Genomic DNA, 14,521 nt, shown 5'->3' on the forward strand with positions numbered 1-14,521 from the left:
GATCAGCCTATTCGTAAGGGGAGGGGTCGGGGGCGTACGCCCTCGGCCCCTCCCCCGGGTGTTCCGATGTACCGCGGTCGCGTCAGCGACGGTCCAGGATGAGGCTCATCGCCTCGGACCGGGTGCGGTCGCTGCCGCGGAAGATCCCGCGCACCCCGGAGGTGACGGTCTTGGCCCCGGGTTTGCGCACACCGCGCATGGTCATGCAGAGGTGTTCGGCCTCCACGACCACGATGACGCCGCGCGGGTTGAGGTGGTCCATGATGGCGTCGGCCACCTGGCCGGTGAGCCTCTCCTGGACCTGGGGCCGGCGCGCGTACACGTCGACCAGGCGGGCCAGTTTGCTCAGACCGGTGATGCGGCCGTCGGCCCCCGGGATGTACCCGACGTGCGCCACGCCGTAGAACGGCACCAGGTGGTGTTCGCACGTGGAGTACAGCTCGATGTCCTTGACCAGGACCATCTCCTGGTGGCCGGCCTCGAACACCGTCGTGAGCACGTCGCCGGGCTTCTGCCCCAGGCCCGCGAACTGCTCCTCGTAGGCGCGGGCGACCCGTTCGGGCGTCTTGAGCAGACCGTCGCGGTCGGGGTCCTCGCCGATGGCGATGAGGATCTCTCGCACCGCGCGTTCGATCCGCTCCCGGTCCACGGGTCTGGGGGGCAGGTCTGCCGTGTCGGTCACGCGTCGTCTCCCTCGATGGCGGTGGTCGATCCGTGCGGCAGCCCGTTCCCGGTGCTCTGACCCTGCACCTCGGCACCGTTGAGCACGGCCAGCTCCTTCTTGGAGCGCACCGGCGGCCGGTCGGAGGGCTGGCGCTTGCCGTACCCGGTGTAGGAACCGCGGGTGGGGCGCTTGCGCACCGGCGCGAAGATCTCCAGCACCTGGCTCTTGGTGAGCGTCTCCTTCTCCAACAGGGCCACGACCAGGTCGTCGAGAACGTCGCGGTACTCGACCAGGACCTCGTAGGCCTCGTCGTGCGCGGACTCGATGAGGCGGCGCACCTCCTCGTCGATGATGGAGGCGATCTCCTCGGAGTACTCGCGCGCGTGCGACATCTCCCGGCCCAGGAAGGGCTCGGTGCTCCCCGAACCGAACTTGCGGGCACCCAGGCGCTCGCTCATGCCGTACTCGGTGACCATGTTGCGGGCCAGGTTGGTGGCCTTGTCGATGTCGTTGCCGGCACCGGTGGTGGGCTCGTGGAAGACCAGTTCCTCGGCGGCGCGACCGCCGAGCATCATGGCGAGCTGGTCCATCATCTGCGAGCGCGAGGTGAGGAACTTGTCCTCCGTCGGCACCGACATGGTGTAGCCGAGGGCGCGCCCGCGGGGCAGGATCGTGATCTTGTGCACCGGGTCGGCGTTGGGCAGCGCGTGCCCCACCAGGGCGTGGCCGCCCTCGTGGTAGGCGATGATCTTCTTCTCGTGCTCGGACATGACCCGGCTCTTGCGCTCGGGACCGGCCATCACCCGCTCGATGGCCTCCTCCAGCACCGCGTGGGTGATGGTCTCCCTGTCGGCGCGGGCCGACAGCAGGGCGCCCTCGTTGATGACGTTGGCCAGGTCGGCGCCGGTCATGCCGGCGGTCTGGCGGGCGATGACGTCGAAGTCGACGTCCTCGGCCATCGGCTTGCCCTTGGAGTGGACCTTGAGGATGTCGCGACGGCCGTCCATGTCGGGGCGGTCCACGACGATCTGCCGGTCGAAGCGGCCGGGGCGCAGCAGGGCCGGGTCGAGGATGTCGGGGCGGTTGGTGGCCGCGATCAGGATGACCCCGCCCTTGACGTCGAAGCCGTCCATCTCGACCAGCATCTGGTTGAGGGTCTGCTCGCGCTCGTCGTGGCCGCCGCCCATGCCGGCGCCGCGGTGGCGGCCGACGGCGTCGATCTCGTCGATGAAGATGATGGCGGGGGCGTTGGCCTTGGCCTGCTCGAACAGGTCGCGCACACGCGAGGCGCCCACACCGACGAACATCTCGACGAAGTCCGAACCGGAGATGGAGTAGAACGGCACCCCGGCCTCACCGGCGACGGCGCGGGCGAGCAGGGTCTTGCCGGTACCGGGCGGACCGAACAGCAGCACGCCCTTGGGAATCTTGGCGCCCATCGCCTGGAACTTGGCCGGGTTCTGGAGGAACTCCTTGATCTCCTGGAGCTCCTCGATGGCCTCGTCCGCGCCGGCGACGTCGGAGAAGGTGTTCTTCGGGGTGTCCTTGGTGATGAGCTTGGCCTTGGACTTGCCGAAGTTCATGACCCGGGAGCCGCCGCCCTGCATCTGGCTGAAGACGAACCAGAAGATGGCGAGGATGAGCAGGATCGGCAGGAAGCTGAACAGCGCCGTGGTCCACAGCGGCGTGGTGGCGACCGAGACCTCGTAGGACTCTAGGTTGGTGCCCTCCTCGTCCAGGGAGGCCTGGAGCATCTCCGCGAATTGGAGCCCCTGACCGGCCACCCAGTACGCCTCGTAGATCTCGCCTTCGGTCGTGGTCAGCACGATGCGCTGATCACGGTCGACGATCTCGGCGTTGTCCACCTCGTTCCGCTCGATGAGCCGGTGAACGGTGGAGGTGTCGGTCTCCTCCGGCTGTGGGCCCCCGCCCAGATCGAACACGTTGAAGACGAGGAGGAGCATGGCGAGAACGGCCAGGATCCATATCCACGGGCCGCGGAAAAAGCGCTTCAGATTCATGTGAGCGGAACCCTGTCGGGTCCGTCCCTCCTGACCAGGCCGCCCGCACCGGAGGACTTTCCGAGGCAGGACCTCTATCGGACACGTGCGTTCCCCGCGTATTCGCCGGGATCGCATCGACGGTACACCTCGGCCCGTCGAACGGGCACACCGCTGCCGGCTGTAGCCGGGCGGGGGCCGTCATGAGAGCAACGACCGCACCCCCGCCGCTTGTTCCCCGCTACTCGTAGACGTGCGGGGCGAGGGTGCCGATGAACGGCAGATTGCGGTACTTCTCCGCGTAGTCGAGCCCGTAACCGATGATGAACTCGTTGGGCAGGTCGAAGCCGATGTACTTGACGTCGAGGTCGACCTCGTAGGCCAGCGGCTTGCGGACCATGGTGCAGACCTCCACCGAGCGGGGCCCGCGCGACTTGAGGTTGCCCACCAGCCAGGAGAGGGTCAGCCCGGAGTCGATGACGTCCTCGACGATCAGGACGTCCCGGTCCTTGATGTCGGTCTCCAGGTCCTTGAGGATGCGGACCACGCCGGAGGAGGTGGTGCCGGCGCCGTAGGAGGACACCGCCATCCAGTCCATGGAGACCGGCGTGTGCAGTACCCGGGCCAGGTCGGCCATCACCATGACGGCGCCCTTGAGGACACCGACGATGAGCAGGTCCCGACCCGCGTAGTCGGCGTCGATGCTTTCTCCGAGCTCGGCCAGGCGTGTCTTGATCTCTTCCTCGGTGACCAGGACCTTCTCCAGGTCCCGACCCATGTCCTTAGCGTCCACGCTCACTGTCCTCGCTGCTGGGTTCCCCGTTTGCGGCAACAAGGATAAACGTGCCGAACGTCCCGGAGACGCCGACCGGACCCACCGGGGCCGGACGCGAAGGGTCGCGTGGGGGACATCGCGTGACACGCCGGGTACGGCACGGTGTCCGCGTCGTCAACGATCGAAGCGGATGAGACCGGCGACACGCCGGGCGCGCACCCCGCCGGGGAGGTCGATGTGGGACTGGCCGCGCCAGGCGACCACCAGGCGGTCGATCTCGCGCACGTGCCGGGCGGTCAGGGCGCCCGCCGGGCAACCCGCGTCGATCGCGGTCCGGCGCAGTACCCGGGTCCGCAACGCCTCGGGGGCCTCGGCGAGCACCGCCGCGCGCGATCCTCCCCCGTCGGCCTCGGCCTCGGCGCGCAGGTCGGCGGCGAGCACGTCCAGCGCCTCCGCGTCGGCGCGCAGCAGGGCGGCGGTGCGGGCCAGCGCGGCCGTGACGCCCGGCCCCAGGGTCCGTTCGAGGGTGGGCAACGACTCGTGGCGCACCCGGGAACGGGCGAACCGGGGGTCCCCGTTGTGGGGGTCCTCCCAGGGTTCGAGACCCATGAGGCCGCAGGCCGCCCGAACGGTGCCCCGGTCCAGGTCGAGCATGGGGCGCAGGAGGGGCCCGTTGCGCGGGGCCATCCCCGCCAGGGAACGGGCGCCCGAACCGCGGGCCAGCCCGAGCAGGACCGTCTCCGCCTGGTCGTCGAGGGTGTGGCCGAGCAGCGCCACGGCCGGGGAGCGCGCCGCGATCTCCTCGGTGAGCGCGGCGTGCCGGGCGGTCCGGGCGGCACCCTCGGGACCCCCCGGCCCGGTCACCTCGACCGTGCGGACGACCACGGGTTCCAGGCCGAGCCCGGTGAGGGTCGCGGCGACCTTTCCGGCCCGTTCCGCCGACCCCTCCTGAAGGCCGTGGTCGACGGTGACCGCCCCGGCCCGCAGCCCCAGCCGGGGTGCCTCGAAGGCCGCCGCGCCGGCCAGCGCCAGGGAGTCGGCCCCGCCGCTGCACGCCACCAGCACCGTGGTGTCGGCGGGGAGCGGGGCCAGACACCGCCGGACCGCCGAGCGAACGGCGGCCACGGCGGGCGGCGGACCGCTCATTCGGTGATGGCGGCCGGGCGCACGACCCGGTTCACCCAGGCGTCGGGATCGCGGATCTCCGCCAGGGTGGGCAGGGTCTCCCGCGAGGTCCACACCTTGTTGAACTCGGCCATGCCGACCTGCGCCACGACGGAGCGGACGAAGGCGGCGCCCTCCTCGTACTGGCGCATCTTCATGTCCATGCCCAGCAGCTGGCGCATCAGCCGGTCGAGGGGGTTGGCCGCCTCCCGACGCTTCTGGAATCGGGCGCGGATCCGCTCGACCGACGGCACGACACTCGGGCCGACCGCGTCCATGACGTAGTCGCCGTGGCCCTCGGCCAGGCTCATCACGGCGGTGACACGGTCCATGATCTCGTTCTGTTCCGGGCTCTGGATGGCGGTGAGGAGGTTGCCCTCGCCGCCCCGCACGGCGTCGGCGACGGCCTCGCCGGCGGCGCGCAACCGGGTGATGAGGTCACCCGCGTCCATCTCCGACGACAGCAGGAGTTCGCGCATGAGGTCCTGCACGTGTCCGCGCAGCCACGGCGTCGCGGTGAACTGCATGCGGTGGGTCTCCTCGTGGAGGCACACCCACAGGCGGAAGTCGTGGGGATCGACGTCGAGTTCGCGTTCGGTGTTGACGATGTTGGGGGCGACCAGGGTCAGCCGCCCGGTGGGCAGGGTGCCGTCGGGATCCGGCGGCAGGAAGAGCTCGTACTGGCCCAGGACCTTCCCGGCCAGGTAGGCGAGCACCGCGCCGAGCTGCACCCCGGTGATACGGGAGCCCACGGCGGAGGTCAGGCTCGCGGCGGCGCCGTCGCCGAGGCGGCCGGCGCTCATCTGTTCGAGTACGGGTTCGATGACCACGCGGAACCCGTCGACGTTGGCCCGGATCCATCCCGGCCGGTCGACGATCACCGCGGGGCCCGCGGGTTCGAGGGGGTTCATCCCGGTGAAGTCGCGCACATGTCCGGCGGCCACGTTGGAGAGCTCGCGCAACTGCACCACGGCCTGCCGTGCGTCGGCGAGATCCACCTGCGGCCCCGGGCGCACGAGGCGGACACCGGTATTGACGGCTACGTCCCAGTCGATCACAGTCACATTCGCAGCCTACCCACGTAGAGCGCGCCGGCACGGGGATCAGGGTGCCAATTCGGGGTAGTCCCGGGGTTACCCCTGAGGAGCCGAAAAGGAACACCCTCGGTCCCGCGAGGGTGACCGAGGGTGGAACGATCAGGAGCAGCCGCAGCGGGCCAGGGCCGCCGCGAGGGTGTCGAGCCGGACACCGGAGGCGCCCGGACTGTTGTCCATGAAGGCGAACACGAACATGTTGCCCTCCTGGTCGTGGACGGTTCCGGCGAGCGTGCTCACCCCGTTGAGGGTCCCGGTCTTGCCGCGGACCATCCCGGCGGCGTCCCCGGTCGAGCCGTACGCCGAGTACCGCCCGTTCTTGGCGAGGGTCCCGGTGGAGTTCCCGGTGGGCAGGCCGGTGATCGCCGCGTTGAGGTCGGGTCGCTCGGAGGCCAGGAACAGCAGTTCGACGAGGGCGTTCGGGGTGATCCTGTTCTCGGTGCTCAACCCGCTGTTGTCGGCCACCTCGACCCCTTCGATCCCGAGGTCCGCCATGACCCGGTGAGTGGCCTCCGCGCCGCCGGCGAAGGAGCCCTCACCGCCCGTTTCCAAGGCCGCGATCCGCGCCATGGACTCGGCCAGGTTGTTGTCGCTCTCCAACATCATGAACTCGACCAGGACCGACATCGGCGGCGAGTCGACCGAGGCGATCGGGTCGCCCACGGCGGGCGCCTCGCTCGGCGTCCCCTCGACGGTCACCCCCGCCTGCTTCAACTCGTTGACGAACGCCTCGGCCGTGGCCAGGGGCGGGTCCGGCCAGCGGGTGCTCGTGTCCGGAGAGACCTGGCCGCTGTCGTACATGAGCGCGTGGACGGGGGCCGTGCTGCCCTCGGTGACGTAGTTGGGCTTCCAGCCCGGGCCGAGCGCGGAACCGGTGAACAGCGAGTCGTCGTAACCGATCGAGACCGTGCCGACGTCCTGCGCGCCCAAGGCGGCCGCGGTGCGGACCGCGAGCTCCTCCAGAGTGGCTACCTGCGGGTAAGCTGCGGAGTCGACGGTCGTGGTCAGGGTGGTGTCCCCCACCCCGCGCAGCACCACCATCCCCCTCGCCGAGTCGAAGTGGGCCGTGGTGGTCAGCACGTGGTCGGGGCCCACCGTGTCCAGGATCGTGACGGCCGTGGCGATCTTCGTGGTCGAGGCCGGGGTCACGGGGGCGTCCGCGTCCCGCTCGAAGAGCGTGGCTCCGGTGGCGCCGTCCACGACGAAACCGGAGAGGCCCTCCGCGAGCCCGAAAGCCGACATGGGATCATCGAGTACGTCCGCGATCCGTTCCGGGTCCGCCGGGGACGAGGACGCGGGTTCCGCCGCGGCCACACCCTCGGCGTTCGTGACCGGATGGGGAACCGCGGGGAGTGGTCGGGCCTCGATCACATCGAGGGCGACGAACCCGGTGATCAGCACGAATATGTTGAGCAGGGCCAGCGTGAGGAAAGCCTCACCTCGTACCCGTCGCACCGGGGCACCCGCCCTTCCTTCGGCGTCGCGGCCTGACGTTGTTGTTATACGGCGACATTAGTCGCATTGGGAGCCGAGGTCAGCATGGAATTCGACGTTACGATCGAGATCCCCAAGGGGGAGCGCAACAAGTACGAGGTGGACCACGAGACCGGTCGCATCCGTCTCGACCGCATGCTGTTCACCTCCACCACCTACCCCGCGGACTACGGTTTCGTCGACGGGACGCTCGGTGAGGACGGAGACCCGCTGGACGCGCTCGTTCTGCTCAAGGCCCCGACCTTCCCGGGTTGCCTCATCCGCGCGCGCGCCATCGGCATGTTCCGCATGCGCGACGAGGCCGGCGGCGACGACAAGCTGCTCTGTGTTCCGGCCACGGACCCGCGCATGGAACACCTGCGTGACATTCACCACGTGAACGAGTTCGAGCGCCTGGAGATCGAGCACTTCTTCACGGTCTACAAGGACCTGGAGCCCGGCAAGTCCGTCGAGGGCGCGAGCTGGGTCGGCCGCCACGAGGCCGAGCAGGAGATCATCGCCTCGGTCAAGCGCGCCGAAGAGGCCGGCGTGCACGGGGACTCCTCCCACATCTCCGACTCGGAGAAGTAGGACCACCTCGACCCGGCAGGTGCGACGACGGCCCGGCGGCATTCCCGCCGGGCCGACCTGTCGCTCCGCACCGCCGTCGGAAGAGGACCTCGGGGCGACGGCGCTCCCCGCGCGGTCGGCCCCGGGCCGACCGGATCCCCACGGGCGTCCGCGAGGACCCGCGGCGCGTCATCGGGCGAACAGACCGACCGGGTCGCCCGGGGGGCCTTCGGCCTCCGGAGTCCGCGTCAACAGGTACCCGGCGCAGGCGGCCGCGACCAGGAACACCAGCACCATCAGGCCGAACGAGCCCACCAGGGCCGGTCCGTGCGAGGCGGGCACCGACCCCGGGCCGAGGGGGAAGCCCTCACCGTCGAACCGGTCGGCGCGGGCGGCCACGTGTGCGCGGTAACCGTCGAGTTCGGGCGTGGCCATACCCTTGAGCACACGGATCCGCACCAGCCCGGTGTTCTCCGGCAGGACCCACTCCCCCGGCAGCCGATGCCCGTAGGACATCCGGCGCACGCACTCGACCTCCGTCAGCGCGTGCAGCCACTCCCCCAGCCGGTCGGCGTCCGTCAGCCGCCCGATGTGCGCGCAGGCGACGATGAGCGTGTCCCGCAGCACCACGTGCGCCGCGTCGCGATCGCCCAGTGCCAGGATGCAGCGCCGGAACAGCTCCTCCCCGTACGCGTCGAGCAGCCTTTCGTAGGCCTCCGCCGATGGTGGCCCGTCGGCACGCAGGGTATGGAGGAGCTCCCGGTCCGTCATGATCCAGAATCTACGCCGCCGCCGGCGCGGGACCCGGCGCTTCGCCGAAAAACGCGTATGAGACCCGCTGAGGTCAACGATCCGGAACCGACCCGCGGCGCGGGCGGCCGCGCAACCACAGCAGGACGAACGTCAGCGCCGTCAAGGAGGAGACCAGCAGGGCCTCGCCCGGACCGAGGAACCCCAGTGCCATGATCCCGGCGGCCACGACGACGAGCACCCGCACGAGCAGGCGCGCCCACCGCCCCGCCGGATCGGGGTTCAATCGGACCCTCCGGGCGCGCAAGCCGACACGGCCACTCCTGTCACTGCGTTCGGGGGAGGACGCCTTTCCGGCGGTGCTCTCACGCCGTACTCGGGTTCCACATGTCACCACCACACGGCGCCGCCCGCAACACATGAGGGTGAGACGGGCGACACACGCGATTCTCCGCGATCGCTTGACTCCCCCCGGCCTTTGCTGGTCTCCTTACAACCATGCATCCGCGCACCCGCACCGACGCCATGGCTCGCAGGGCCCTCTCGGCCCCCTGCCACCTGGTCCGTGCGGCGTGTCCGTGTTGTCGTCGCTGAGCCGTTCCCGAGGCGTTCCACGCCCGTAGGCCCACGGCCCGCCCGTCGTACCGCGTTCTCACGCGGTCCGGGTGTCCGGCGCTCTTCCGCGCGGTGATCGACACCCTTCGAGGTGTCCGTGCCGCCCGCCCCGTTCCGCACACGACGGGGCCCACCGACGACATCCGCGCCACCCCGCGTCCGGGGGGCGCCCACGTGAAGGATCCTCTCACGATGGCCCAGCAGGCTCTCTCCACCGCGGTACGCACCTCCGCCCCGCACGCCCGCACGTCGCTCGACGTCCGCCCCGCCTCGCGCGCGGTGTCGGTGGAGGGCATCGGCGACGTGGTGGACGCAGGCCGTCGTTCGGGCTACTCCCACCTGGCCGAACGCCGTCTGCCCACGATCGGCCGCCTCGTCTCCGCCGCGCGGGGTGCCGCCGCCGTCCTGGTCCGGCCCACGCTGTGGCCCACCCGGCGCGGCCACTGGCAGCCCGCGCCCCGTGTCGCCCGGCGGCACGCGAGCGGCCGGCTCCGGGTGAGCACCGTGGCGTTGGAGCCCAACAGCTTCGTGTCCGGCCCGGTCCCGCAGTCGACCAGGCCCGCCGGCATGGAGGTGCTGTTCCTGGTGAGCGGTCGGGCGCACCTGATCTCGTCCGGGGCCGACGGGCGCATGCGCGCGGCGGCCGAGCTCTCCCCCGGCCGGGCCCGGGTGGTCGGCACCGCCCTCGGCGGACACCAGCACCTGGTCAACACCGGCGAGGAGGTCGCCGTGGTGGTCCGGGTGACCGCCTGACCGGGCTCTCACGCGCCCTCCTCGAAGACCTCTCCGTCACGATGGGAGCGCAGGGCCGCGTCGACGGCCTCGACGGCTCGAAGGACGGCGGCGGTGCGCCGCCCTTCCTCCGTGTAGGCGCGCATCACCTGTTCGAGGGCGTGCGGCGGCATGTGGTCGCGCAACTCCACCCGGGCGGTCCGGTAGCCCTCGCGGGTGGCCGCCAGGGACGCGGAGACGTAGTGGAGCGCCAACCGGGAGAGGGCGACCGGGTGTCGCCGCAGGACCCCGTGCAGCCGGTAGTCGGCGGGCAGGAGATCGAGCAGCCACACCGCGGCCGTCCGCTCGAAGGAGTCCGACCCGGGTGGGTGCACACTCGCGGGCCAGTCCGAACTCAGCGACTGATCGGGCATGTCATGAGCATACCCGCTGTTCGAAAATAAGTTCGAAAAAAATCCGGTCGATTCATTCCTGTGAGGAGGAGTCCGACCTTTCCCTCTCCTCCTCGGTCTTCCTCTCCAGCTCCACCCGGATCGCCTGTTCGGCCGCGTCGACCGCGGCCCGTGCGGTGATGGCGTTGACGTGCGCCCGATCCAGCTCCTCCAGGAGGATGCAGTCGAAGGAGACCCGGGCGTCGTGGATCGCGGCTTCCAGTTGGCGTGATGCTTCTTCCAGACTCATGACCTCCCCATACCCCACCAGAAGCGATCCGCACATCCCGCCACACCGGACACGCGTGGCGTATCTCATCCTCCGCTGGGTAGGTGCGTCCACAGAACACGCATCCTCGGGGGAGCACATGATCTATCTCATCCTGGCCCTACTGGCACTCTGGTTGATCCTGGCGATCGTGGGGGTGGTGATCAAGGGGCTGTTCTGGCTCACCGTCATCGCGGCGATCCTGTTCCTGGTCACGGTCGTGTGGGCTCGGTTCCAGAGCCGCTCCCGAACGTGATCAACGCTCCAGGGCGGGCGTGCCGGTGTCGTCTCCGCCGAGTCGGGCGATGATCCCGCGCGCCCGCTCCTCGTCTCCGTCGACGTGGTCCCGTACGAGCCGCACCGCCTCCTCCGCCCGTCCGAGCGCCACGAGGTCGCGCACCCGGGCGCGCAGCTCCGACGGCAGTTCGCCCGGCGTGCGCGGGGCCGGAACGTACCCGCCGACCTGCGCCTCGGGAGCGGGGTCGACCGGCTCCGACGGGGCCTCGGCGGGCGTGAGTCGCTCGTTGATCGAGGCGATGATCCAGCGCAGGGCGTAGGAGCCACCGGCCAGCACGAGCACCGTTCCCACCAGTGCCGACAGCATGAACAACAGGCTCATGCGCTGCCCTTACCCGTCTTCACCCCCGGCCACCGGACACTCGCGGTAATCATTGGGCCACTTCACGTGTCGATCGTGCCCTCCGGTGAGAGGGGCCGCGGTTGGTCGGGCACAGCGGCACGGCCACGACCGAACTCGTCTACCGCGAGGAGCCGCGACCGGTGGTCACGGAGGGGGCGCACGTCATGGGGGACCTCTTCGCCGAGTAGGCATTTGGTCACCCGATTGGCCACCCACGCGAAACGCCACCCCGGACCGGGGTGGCGTTTGCGCTGGAGCCGCCTGTCGGAATCGAACCGACGACCTATTCATTACGAGTGAATCGCTCTGCCGACTGAGCTAAGGCGGCGCGTCGCCGCGTGCGTTCACGCGGCGAGCGATCACCAGTTTAGCGTCTTCGTGGAGTGCCGGGTACACCTTTGCGACCCGGCACCCCGCGCGGTGGTCAGGCGCAGGCCATCCCGTCCCGGGGGACCTCCAGGTCGATGAGGTAGGCGTCGACCATCCGGTCCACGCAGGCGTCGCCCATCTGGTAGCCGGTGTGGCCGTCACCGTCGCGGGTGACGAGGAACCCCGAGGAGAGCTGCCCCGCGAGCGCTTCGGCCCAGGCGTACGGGGTGGCGGAGTCACGGGTGGTACCGACCACCATGATCGGCGCGGCACCCTCACCGTCCAACGGGCCCTCCGAGAAGACGGCCTCCTCCGGCCAGAACGCGCACGGCAGCGCGCCCCAGGCCAACGTGGGGCCGAAGATCGGCGATTCCTCGCCGGCCTCCGCGGCGGCCTCGGCGTAGTCCTCGACCTCCCGAGGGCTGGGTGAGTCGGAGCAGTTCACCGCGATGAGGGCGGCCGTGGAGTTCTCGTAATCCCGTGGGTCGTTGCGGCTGTAGAGGTCGTCGCCGAGCTGGAGGAGCACGGTGCCGTCGCCGTCGTTCATGGCGTCGTCGAGTCCCTGGCGGACCCGCTCCCACCAGCTCTCGGAGTACAGGGCGGCGAGCACACCGAGTTCGGCGCGGGCCCGGTTGATCTCCCGATCGTCCATACCGTTGGTCAGCGGTTCCTCGGCGGTGGAGGTCAGGAACGCGTCCAGGGCGGCGACGCCGTCGGCGACCGAGTCGTCCTCCCCGCCCAGCGGGCAGTCACCGCGGGTGAGGCAGTCCTCGACGAAGGCGCGCAGCGCGGTCTCGAAGCCGGTGGCCTGGGCCACGCTCAGGTCGAGCTGGTCCTGACTCGGGTCGACGGCTCCGTCGAGCACCAGCGCGCGCACCCTCTCGGGGAACCGGTCCGCGTAGTGGGCGCCGATGTGGGTGCCGTAGGAGGCGCCCAGGTAGGTGAGCTTCTCGTCGCCGAGCAGGGCGCGCAGGACGTCCATGTCCCGGGCGACGTTGACGGTGCCCACGTTGAGCATCAGTTCGGGGGCGTTGGTCCGGCAGGCCTCGACGAACCCGCGGCTGCTCTCCTCCATCCGCGCCATTCCGGCCTCGGTGAGTTCGGACATGTCGCCGTCACCGTCGACGCTCTCCGCCTCGGCACCGATGAACTCGTCGAGTTCGGCGGCGGACAGACAGGTGATCGGCGAGCTGCGGCCGACCCCGCGCGGGTCGAACCCGACCAGGTCGAAGCGCTCGCGCACCCGGTCGCTGACGATGTAGGGCGCGTGGTCGACGTAGTCGAACCCGGAACCGCCCGGACCGCCGGGGTTGACCAGCAGGGAGCCGATGACGTCGTCGCCGGTGGCGGGCATCCGCTTGACCGCGATCCCGATGCGCTCGCCCTGGGGCTCGTCGTAGTCCAGGGGCACCTCGTAGACGGCGCACTCCGCCTCGGAGGGGCCGCTGTCGCAGTCGCCCCAGTCCAGCTCCTGGTCGGTGAAGTCGACCAGCGCGCCGAGCGACTCCGTCGGCTCCTCGGAGCCCTCTCCCGCACCCGGTACGGTGCACCCGCCCACCAGCAGCACCACGCCGGTGAGCGTCACCGCCATCGATGTCCGCAGCCTCGTCGCCACCCGTGTCCACCCTTCGTCATCGACCCTCGGTCGGTTCCACCCCGCCTGTGACGGCCGTGCCGTCGGTTCGGTCACGACGGGGCGGTGGCACCGTTGGTCACCGTATCGTCGGAGCGGGGTCGCCCCGTCCGGCGCCTCAGCCGAGGAGGAGCGCCGAGGTCATGGCCTCCATCGCGATCTGCGGGTGCACGTTGGCCGCGATCCGGTCGCGGCAGAGCATGATGGCGTCGACGCGGCGCAGGGTCGTCTCCGGTGTGCTCGAACGGGCGATCCGCTCCAGGTCGCCGGAGCGCTCCCCGGTGGAGCGTTGGACGGGCGCGCCGAGCTGGAGGGTGAGCACGTCGCGGTAGAAGGCGGCCAGGTCCAACAGGGCGTTGTCGTAGGAGTCGCGCTTGATCCGGGTGGCCCGGCGCTTCTGCCGTTCCTCCAGGTCCTTCATGGCGCCCGCCGAGCCCCGCATGGCCTTGGCCATGCCCTTGCCGGTGGAGCCCTCGCCGAAGGCGGCCCTGAGTTCGCCCTTCTCCCTCTCGTCCAGGGAGGTGGTGATCGCCTTGGACTCCTCCTCGGCGATCTCGTAGAGCCGGGCGGCCGAGGTGACGCAGGCGCCGATGCCGTCGAGCCGGGCCGGGATGGACAGCACCTCCTCGCGTCGGCGGCGCGCCTCGGGGTCGGTGGCCAGTTGGCGGGCCCGGTCCACCCGGCCTGCCGAGGCGACGGCGGCGGCCCGGGCGGCGGGCTCGTCCACGGTCCCGTCCCGCACCAGCGCCTCGACGATCTCGCCGGTGCCCGGGGTGGTGAGGGTGACCGACCGGCAGCGGGACCGGATGGTCACGAGGAGGTCGTCGGGGGTGGGCGTGCACAACAGCCACACCGTGCGCGGCGAGGGTTCCTCCACGGCCTTGAGCAGGGCGTTGGACGCGGCCTCGGTGGCGCGTTCGGCGTCCTCGAACAGCACGATCCGGAAGCGCCCGCCGGAGGGCTTGGAACCGGCGCGCAGGACCAGGTCGCGAGTGGCCGCCACACCGAAGCTCAGCCCGCTGGGGCGCACGTACAGCAGATCCGGGTGGGTGCCGGCGAGGACCTGGTGGCAGGAGTCGCAGTGGCCGCAGCCGCCGTCACGGCACTGGAGGGCGGCGGCGAAGGCGCGGGCGGCCTCGGACCGCCCCGACCCGGGTGGGCCGGTGAACAGCCAGGCGTGGGTCATCCCGGCGCCCCGTCCCCCGGCGACGAGGTCGTCCGCCCCGGCCACCGCCCGCCGCAGGTGGTCCACCGCGGCCCGTTGACCGACCAGGTCGTCGAAGACCGTCACACTCCACCCCCACGAGATCCGTCACGGCTTGAGAATCCAAGGATAGGAGTCC

General features: G+C 70.7%; 16 protein-coding genes and 1 tRNA gene. 3 read left to right on the forward strand and 14 right to left on the reverse strand.

What is annotated here, in order from left to right:
- Positions 1-82: 82 nt before the first annotated feature.
- From folE to dacB, 6 genes are all read right to left on the reverse strand, one after another.
- The gene (folE, locus tag PWG71_RS13745) at positions 83-682 is read right to left on the reverse strand and encodes a GTP cyclohydrolase I FolE (RefSeq protein ID WP_274810080.1); all 600 of its coding nucleotides are present in this window, start codon (positions 680-682) and stop codon (positions 83-85) included.
- Entirely contained in the window at positions 679-2,685 is a 2,007-nt protein-coding gene (ftsH, locus tag PWG71_RS13750) for an ATP-dependent zinc metalloprotease FtsH (RefSeq protein WP_274810081.1), read from the reverse strand. The genes folE and ftsH overlap by 4 nt, the downstream gene beginning before the upstream one ends.
- A 220-nt stretch (positions 2,686-2,905) precedes the next feature.
- Positions 2,906-3,457, reverse strand: a complete 552-nt coding sequence (hpt, locus tag PWG71_RS13755; protein WP_274810082.1) for a hypoxanthine phosphoribosyltransferase — start codon at positions 3,455-3,457, stop codon at positions 2,906-2,908.
- Positions 3,458-3,613: 156 nt separating this feature from the next.
- Positions 3,614-4,585, reverse strand: coding sequence for a tRNA lysidine(34) synthetase TilS (tilS, locus tag PWG71_RS13760; protein ID WP_274810083.1), 972 nt, complete (start codon positions 4,583-4,585; stop codon positions 3,614-3,616).
- Positions 4,582-5,661: a zinc-dependent metalloprotease gene (locus tag PWG71_RS13765; protein ID WP_274810182.1), complete on the reverse strand. Its 1,080-nt coding sequence runs from the start codon at positions 5,659-5,661 to the stop codon at positions 4,582-4,584. Before PWG71_RS13765 ends, tilS begins: the two co-directional genes overlap by 4 nt.
- 138 nt (positions 5,662-5,799) lie before the next feature.
- On the reverse strand, positions 5,800-7,152 hold the full coding sequence (gene dacB, locus PWG71_RS13770) for a D-alanyl-D-alanine carboxypeptidase/D-alanyl-D-alanine endopeptidase (protein WP_274810084.1): 1,353 nt from the start codon (positions 7,150-7,152) through the stop codon (positions 5,800-5,802).
- A gap of 84 nt (positions 7,153-7,236) precedes the next feature.
- On the opposite strand from dacB, the gene PWG71_RS13775 reads away from it, so the two are divergent.
- On the forward strand, positions 7,237-7,761 hold the full coding sequence (locus PWG71_RS13775; RefSeq protein WP_274810085.1) for an inorganic diphosphatase: 525 nt from the start codon (positions 7,237-7,239) through the stop codon (positions 7,759-7,761).
- 168 nt (positions 7,762-7,929) lie between these two features.
- Here PWG71_RS13775 and PWG71_RS13780 read toward each other — a convergent pair whose 3' ends face one another.
- Both PWG71_RS13780 and PWG71_RS13785 read right to left on the reverse strand, forming a co-directional pair.
- Positions 7,930-8,511 (reverse strand): RNA polymerase sigma factor, encoded by a 582-nt coding sequence (locus tag PWG71_RS13780; RefSeq protein ID WP_274810086.1) that lies wholly within the window; start codon positions 8,509-8,511, stop codon positions 7,930-7,932.
- 73 nt (positions 8,512-8,584) lie between these two features.
- A complete protein-coding gene (locus tag PWG71_RS13785; RefSeq protein ID WP_274810087.1) occupies positions 8,585-8,776 on the reverse strand; it encodes a hypothetical protein in 192 nt (63 codons plus the stop codon).
- A 521-nt stretch (positions 8,777-9,297) separates the two neighbouring features.
- Between PWG71_RS13785 and PWG71_RS13790 the strand changes: the two genes are divergently transcribed.
- Positions 9,298-9,858, forward strand: a complete 561-nt coding sequence (locus PWG71_RS13790) for a hypothetical protein (protein ID WP_274810088.1) — start codon at positions 9,298-9,300, stop codon at positions 9,856-9,858.
- An 8-nt stretch (positions 9,859-9,866) separates the two neighbouring features.
- On the opposite strand, the gene PWG71_RS13795 is transcribed toward PWG71_RS13790, so the two are convergent.
- The gene (locus tag PWG71_RS13795) at positions 9,867-10,250 is read right to left on the reverse strand and encodes a hypothetical protein (protein WP_274810089.1); all 384 of its coding nucleotides are present in this window, start codon (positions 10,248-10,250) and stop codon (positions 9,867-9,869) included.
- 52 nt (positions 10,251-10,302) lie between these two features.
- Positions 10,303-10,518, reverse strand: coding sequence for a hypothetical protein (locus PWG71_RS13800; protein WP_274810090.1), 216 nt, complete (start codon positions 10,516-10,518; stop codon positions 10,303-10,305).
- Between the two features lie 118 nt (positions 10,519-10,636).
- Here PWG71_RS13800 and PWG71_RS13805 point away from each other — a divergent pair, with 118 nt between their 5' ends.
- Positions 10,637-10,792 carry a hypothetical protein gene (locus PWG71_RS13805; RefSeq protein WP_274810091.1) on the forward strand — a complete coding sequence of 52 codons (156 nt, stop codon included), beginning with the start codon at positions 10,637-10,639 and terminating at the stop codon, positions 10,790-10,792.
- Here the strand turns inward: PWG71_RS13805 and PWG71_RS13810 are convergent, their stop codons facing one another.
- The 4 genes from PWG71_RS13810 to PWG71_RS13825 form a co-directional block, all read right to left on the reverse strand.
- Positions 10,793-11,155: a hypothetical protein gene (locus PWG71_RS13810; protein ID WP_274810092.1), complete on the reverse strand. Its 363-nt coding sequence runs from the start codon at positions 11,153-11,155 to the stop codon at positions 10,793-10,795. It abuts the gene before it with no gap.
- Positions 11,156-11,428: 273 nt separating this feature from the next.
- Positions 11,429-11,504: transfer RNA gene (locus PWG71_RS13815), tRNA-Thr, on the reverse strand.
- 96 nt (positions 11,505-11,600) lie between these two features.
- A complete protein-coding gene (locus PWG71_RS13820) occupies positions 11,601-13,136 on the reverse strand; it encodes an alpha/beta hydrolase (RefSeq protein ID WP_274810183.1) in 1,536 nt (511 codons plus the stop codon).
- Positions 13,137-13,296: 160 nt separating this feature from the next.
- Entirely contained in the window at positions 13,297-14,469 is a 1,173-nt protein-coding gene (locus PWG71_RS13825; protein WP_274810093.1) for a DNA polymerase III subunit delta', read from the reverse strand.
- Between the last annotated feature and the right edge of the window lie 52 nt (positions 14,470-14,521).

The sequence above is a fragment of the Nocardiopsis sp. N85 genome (genome assembly GCF_028882275.1).
In the GTDB taxonomy this organism is placed as follows: Bacteria; Actinomycetota; Actinomycetes; order Streptosporangiales; family Streptosporangiaceae; genus Nocardiopsis; species Nocardiopsis lambiniae.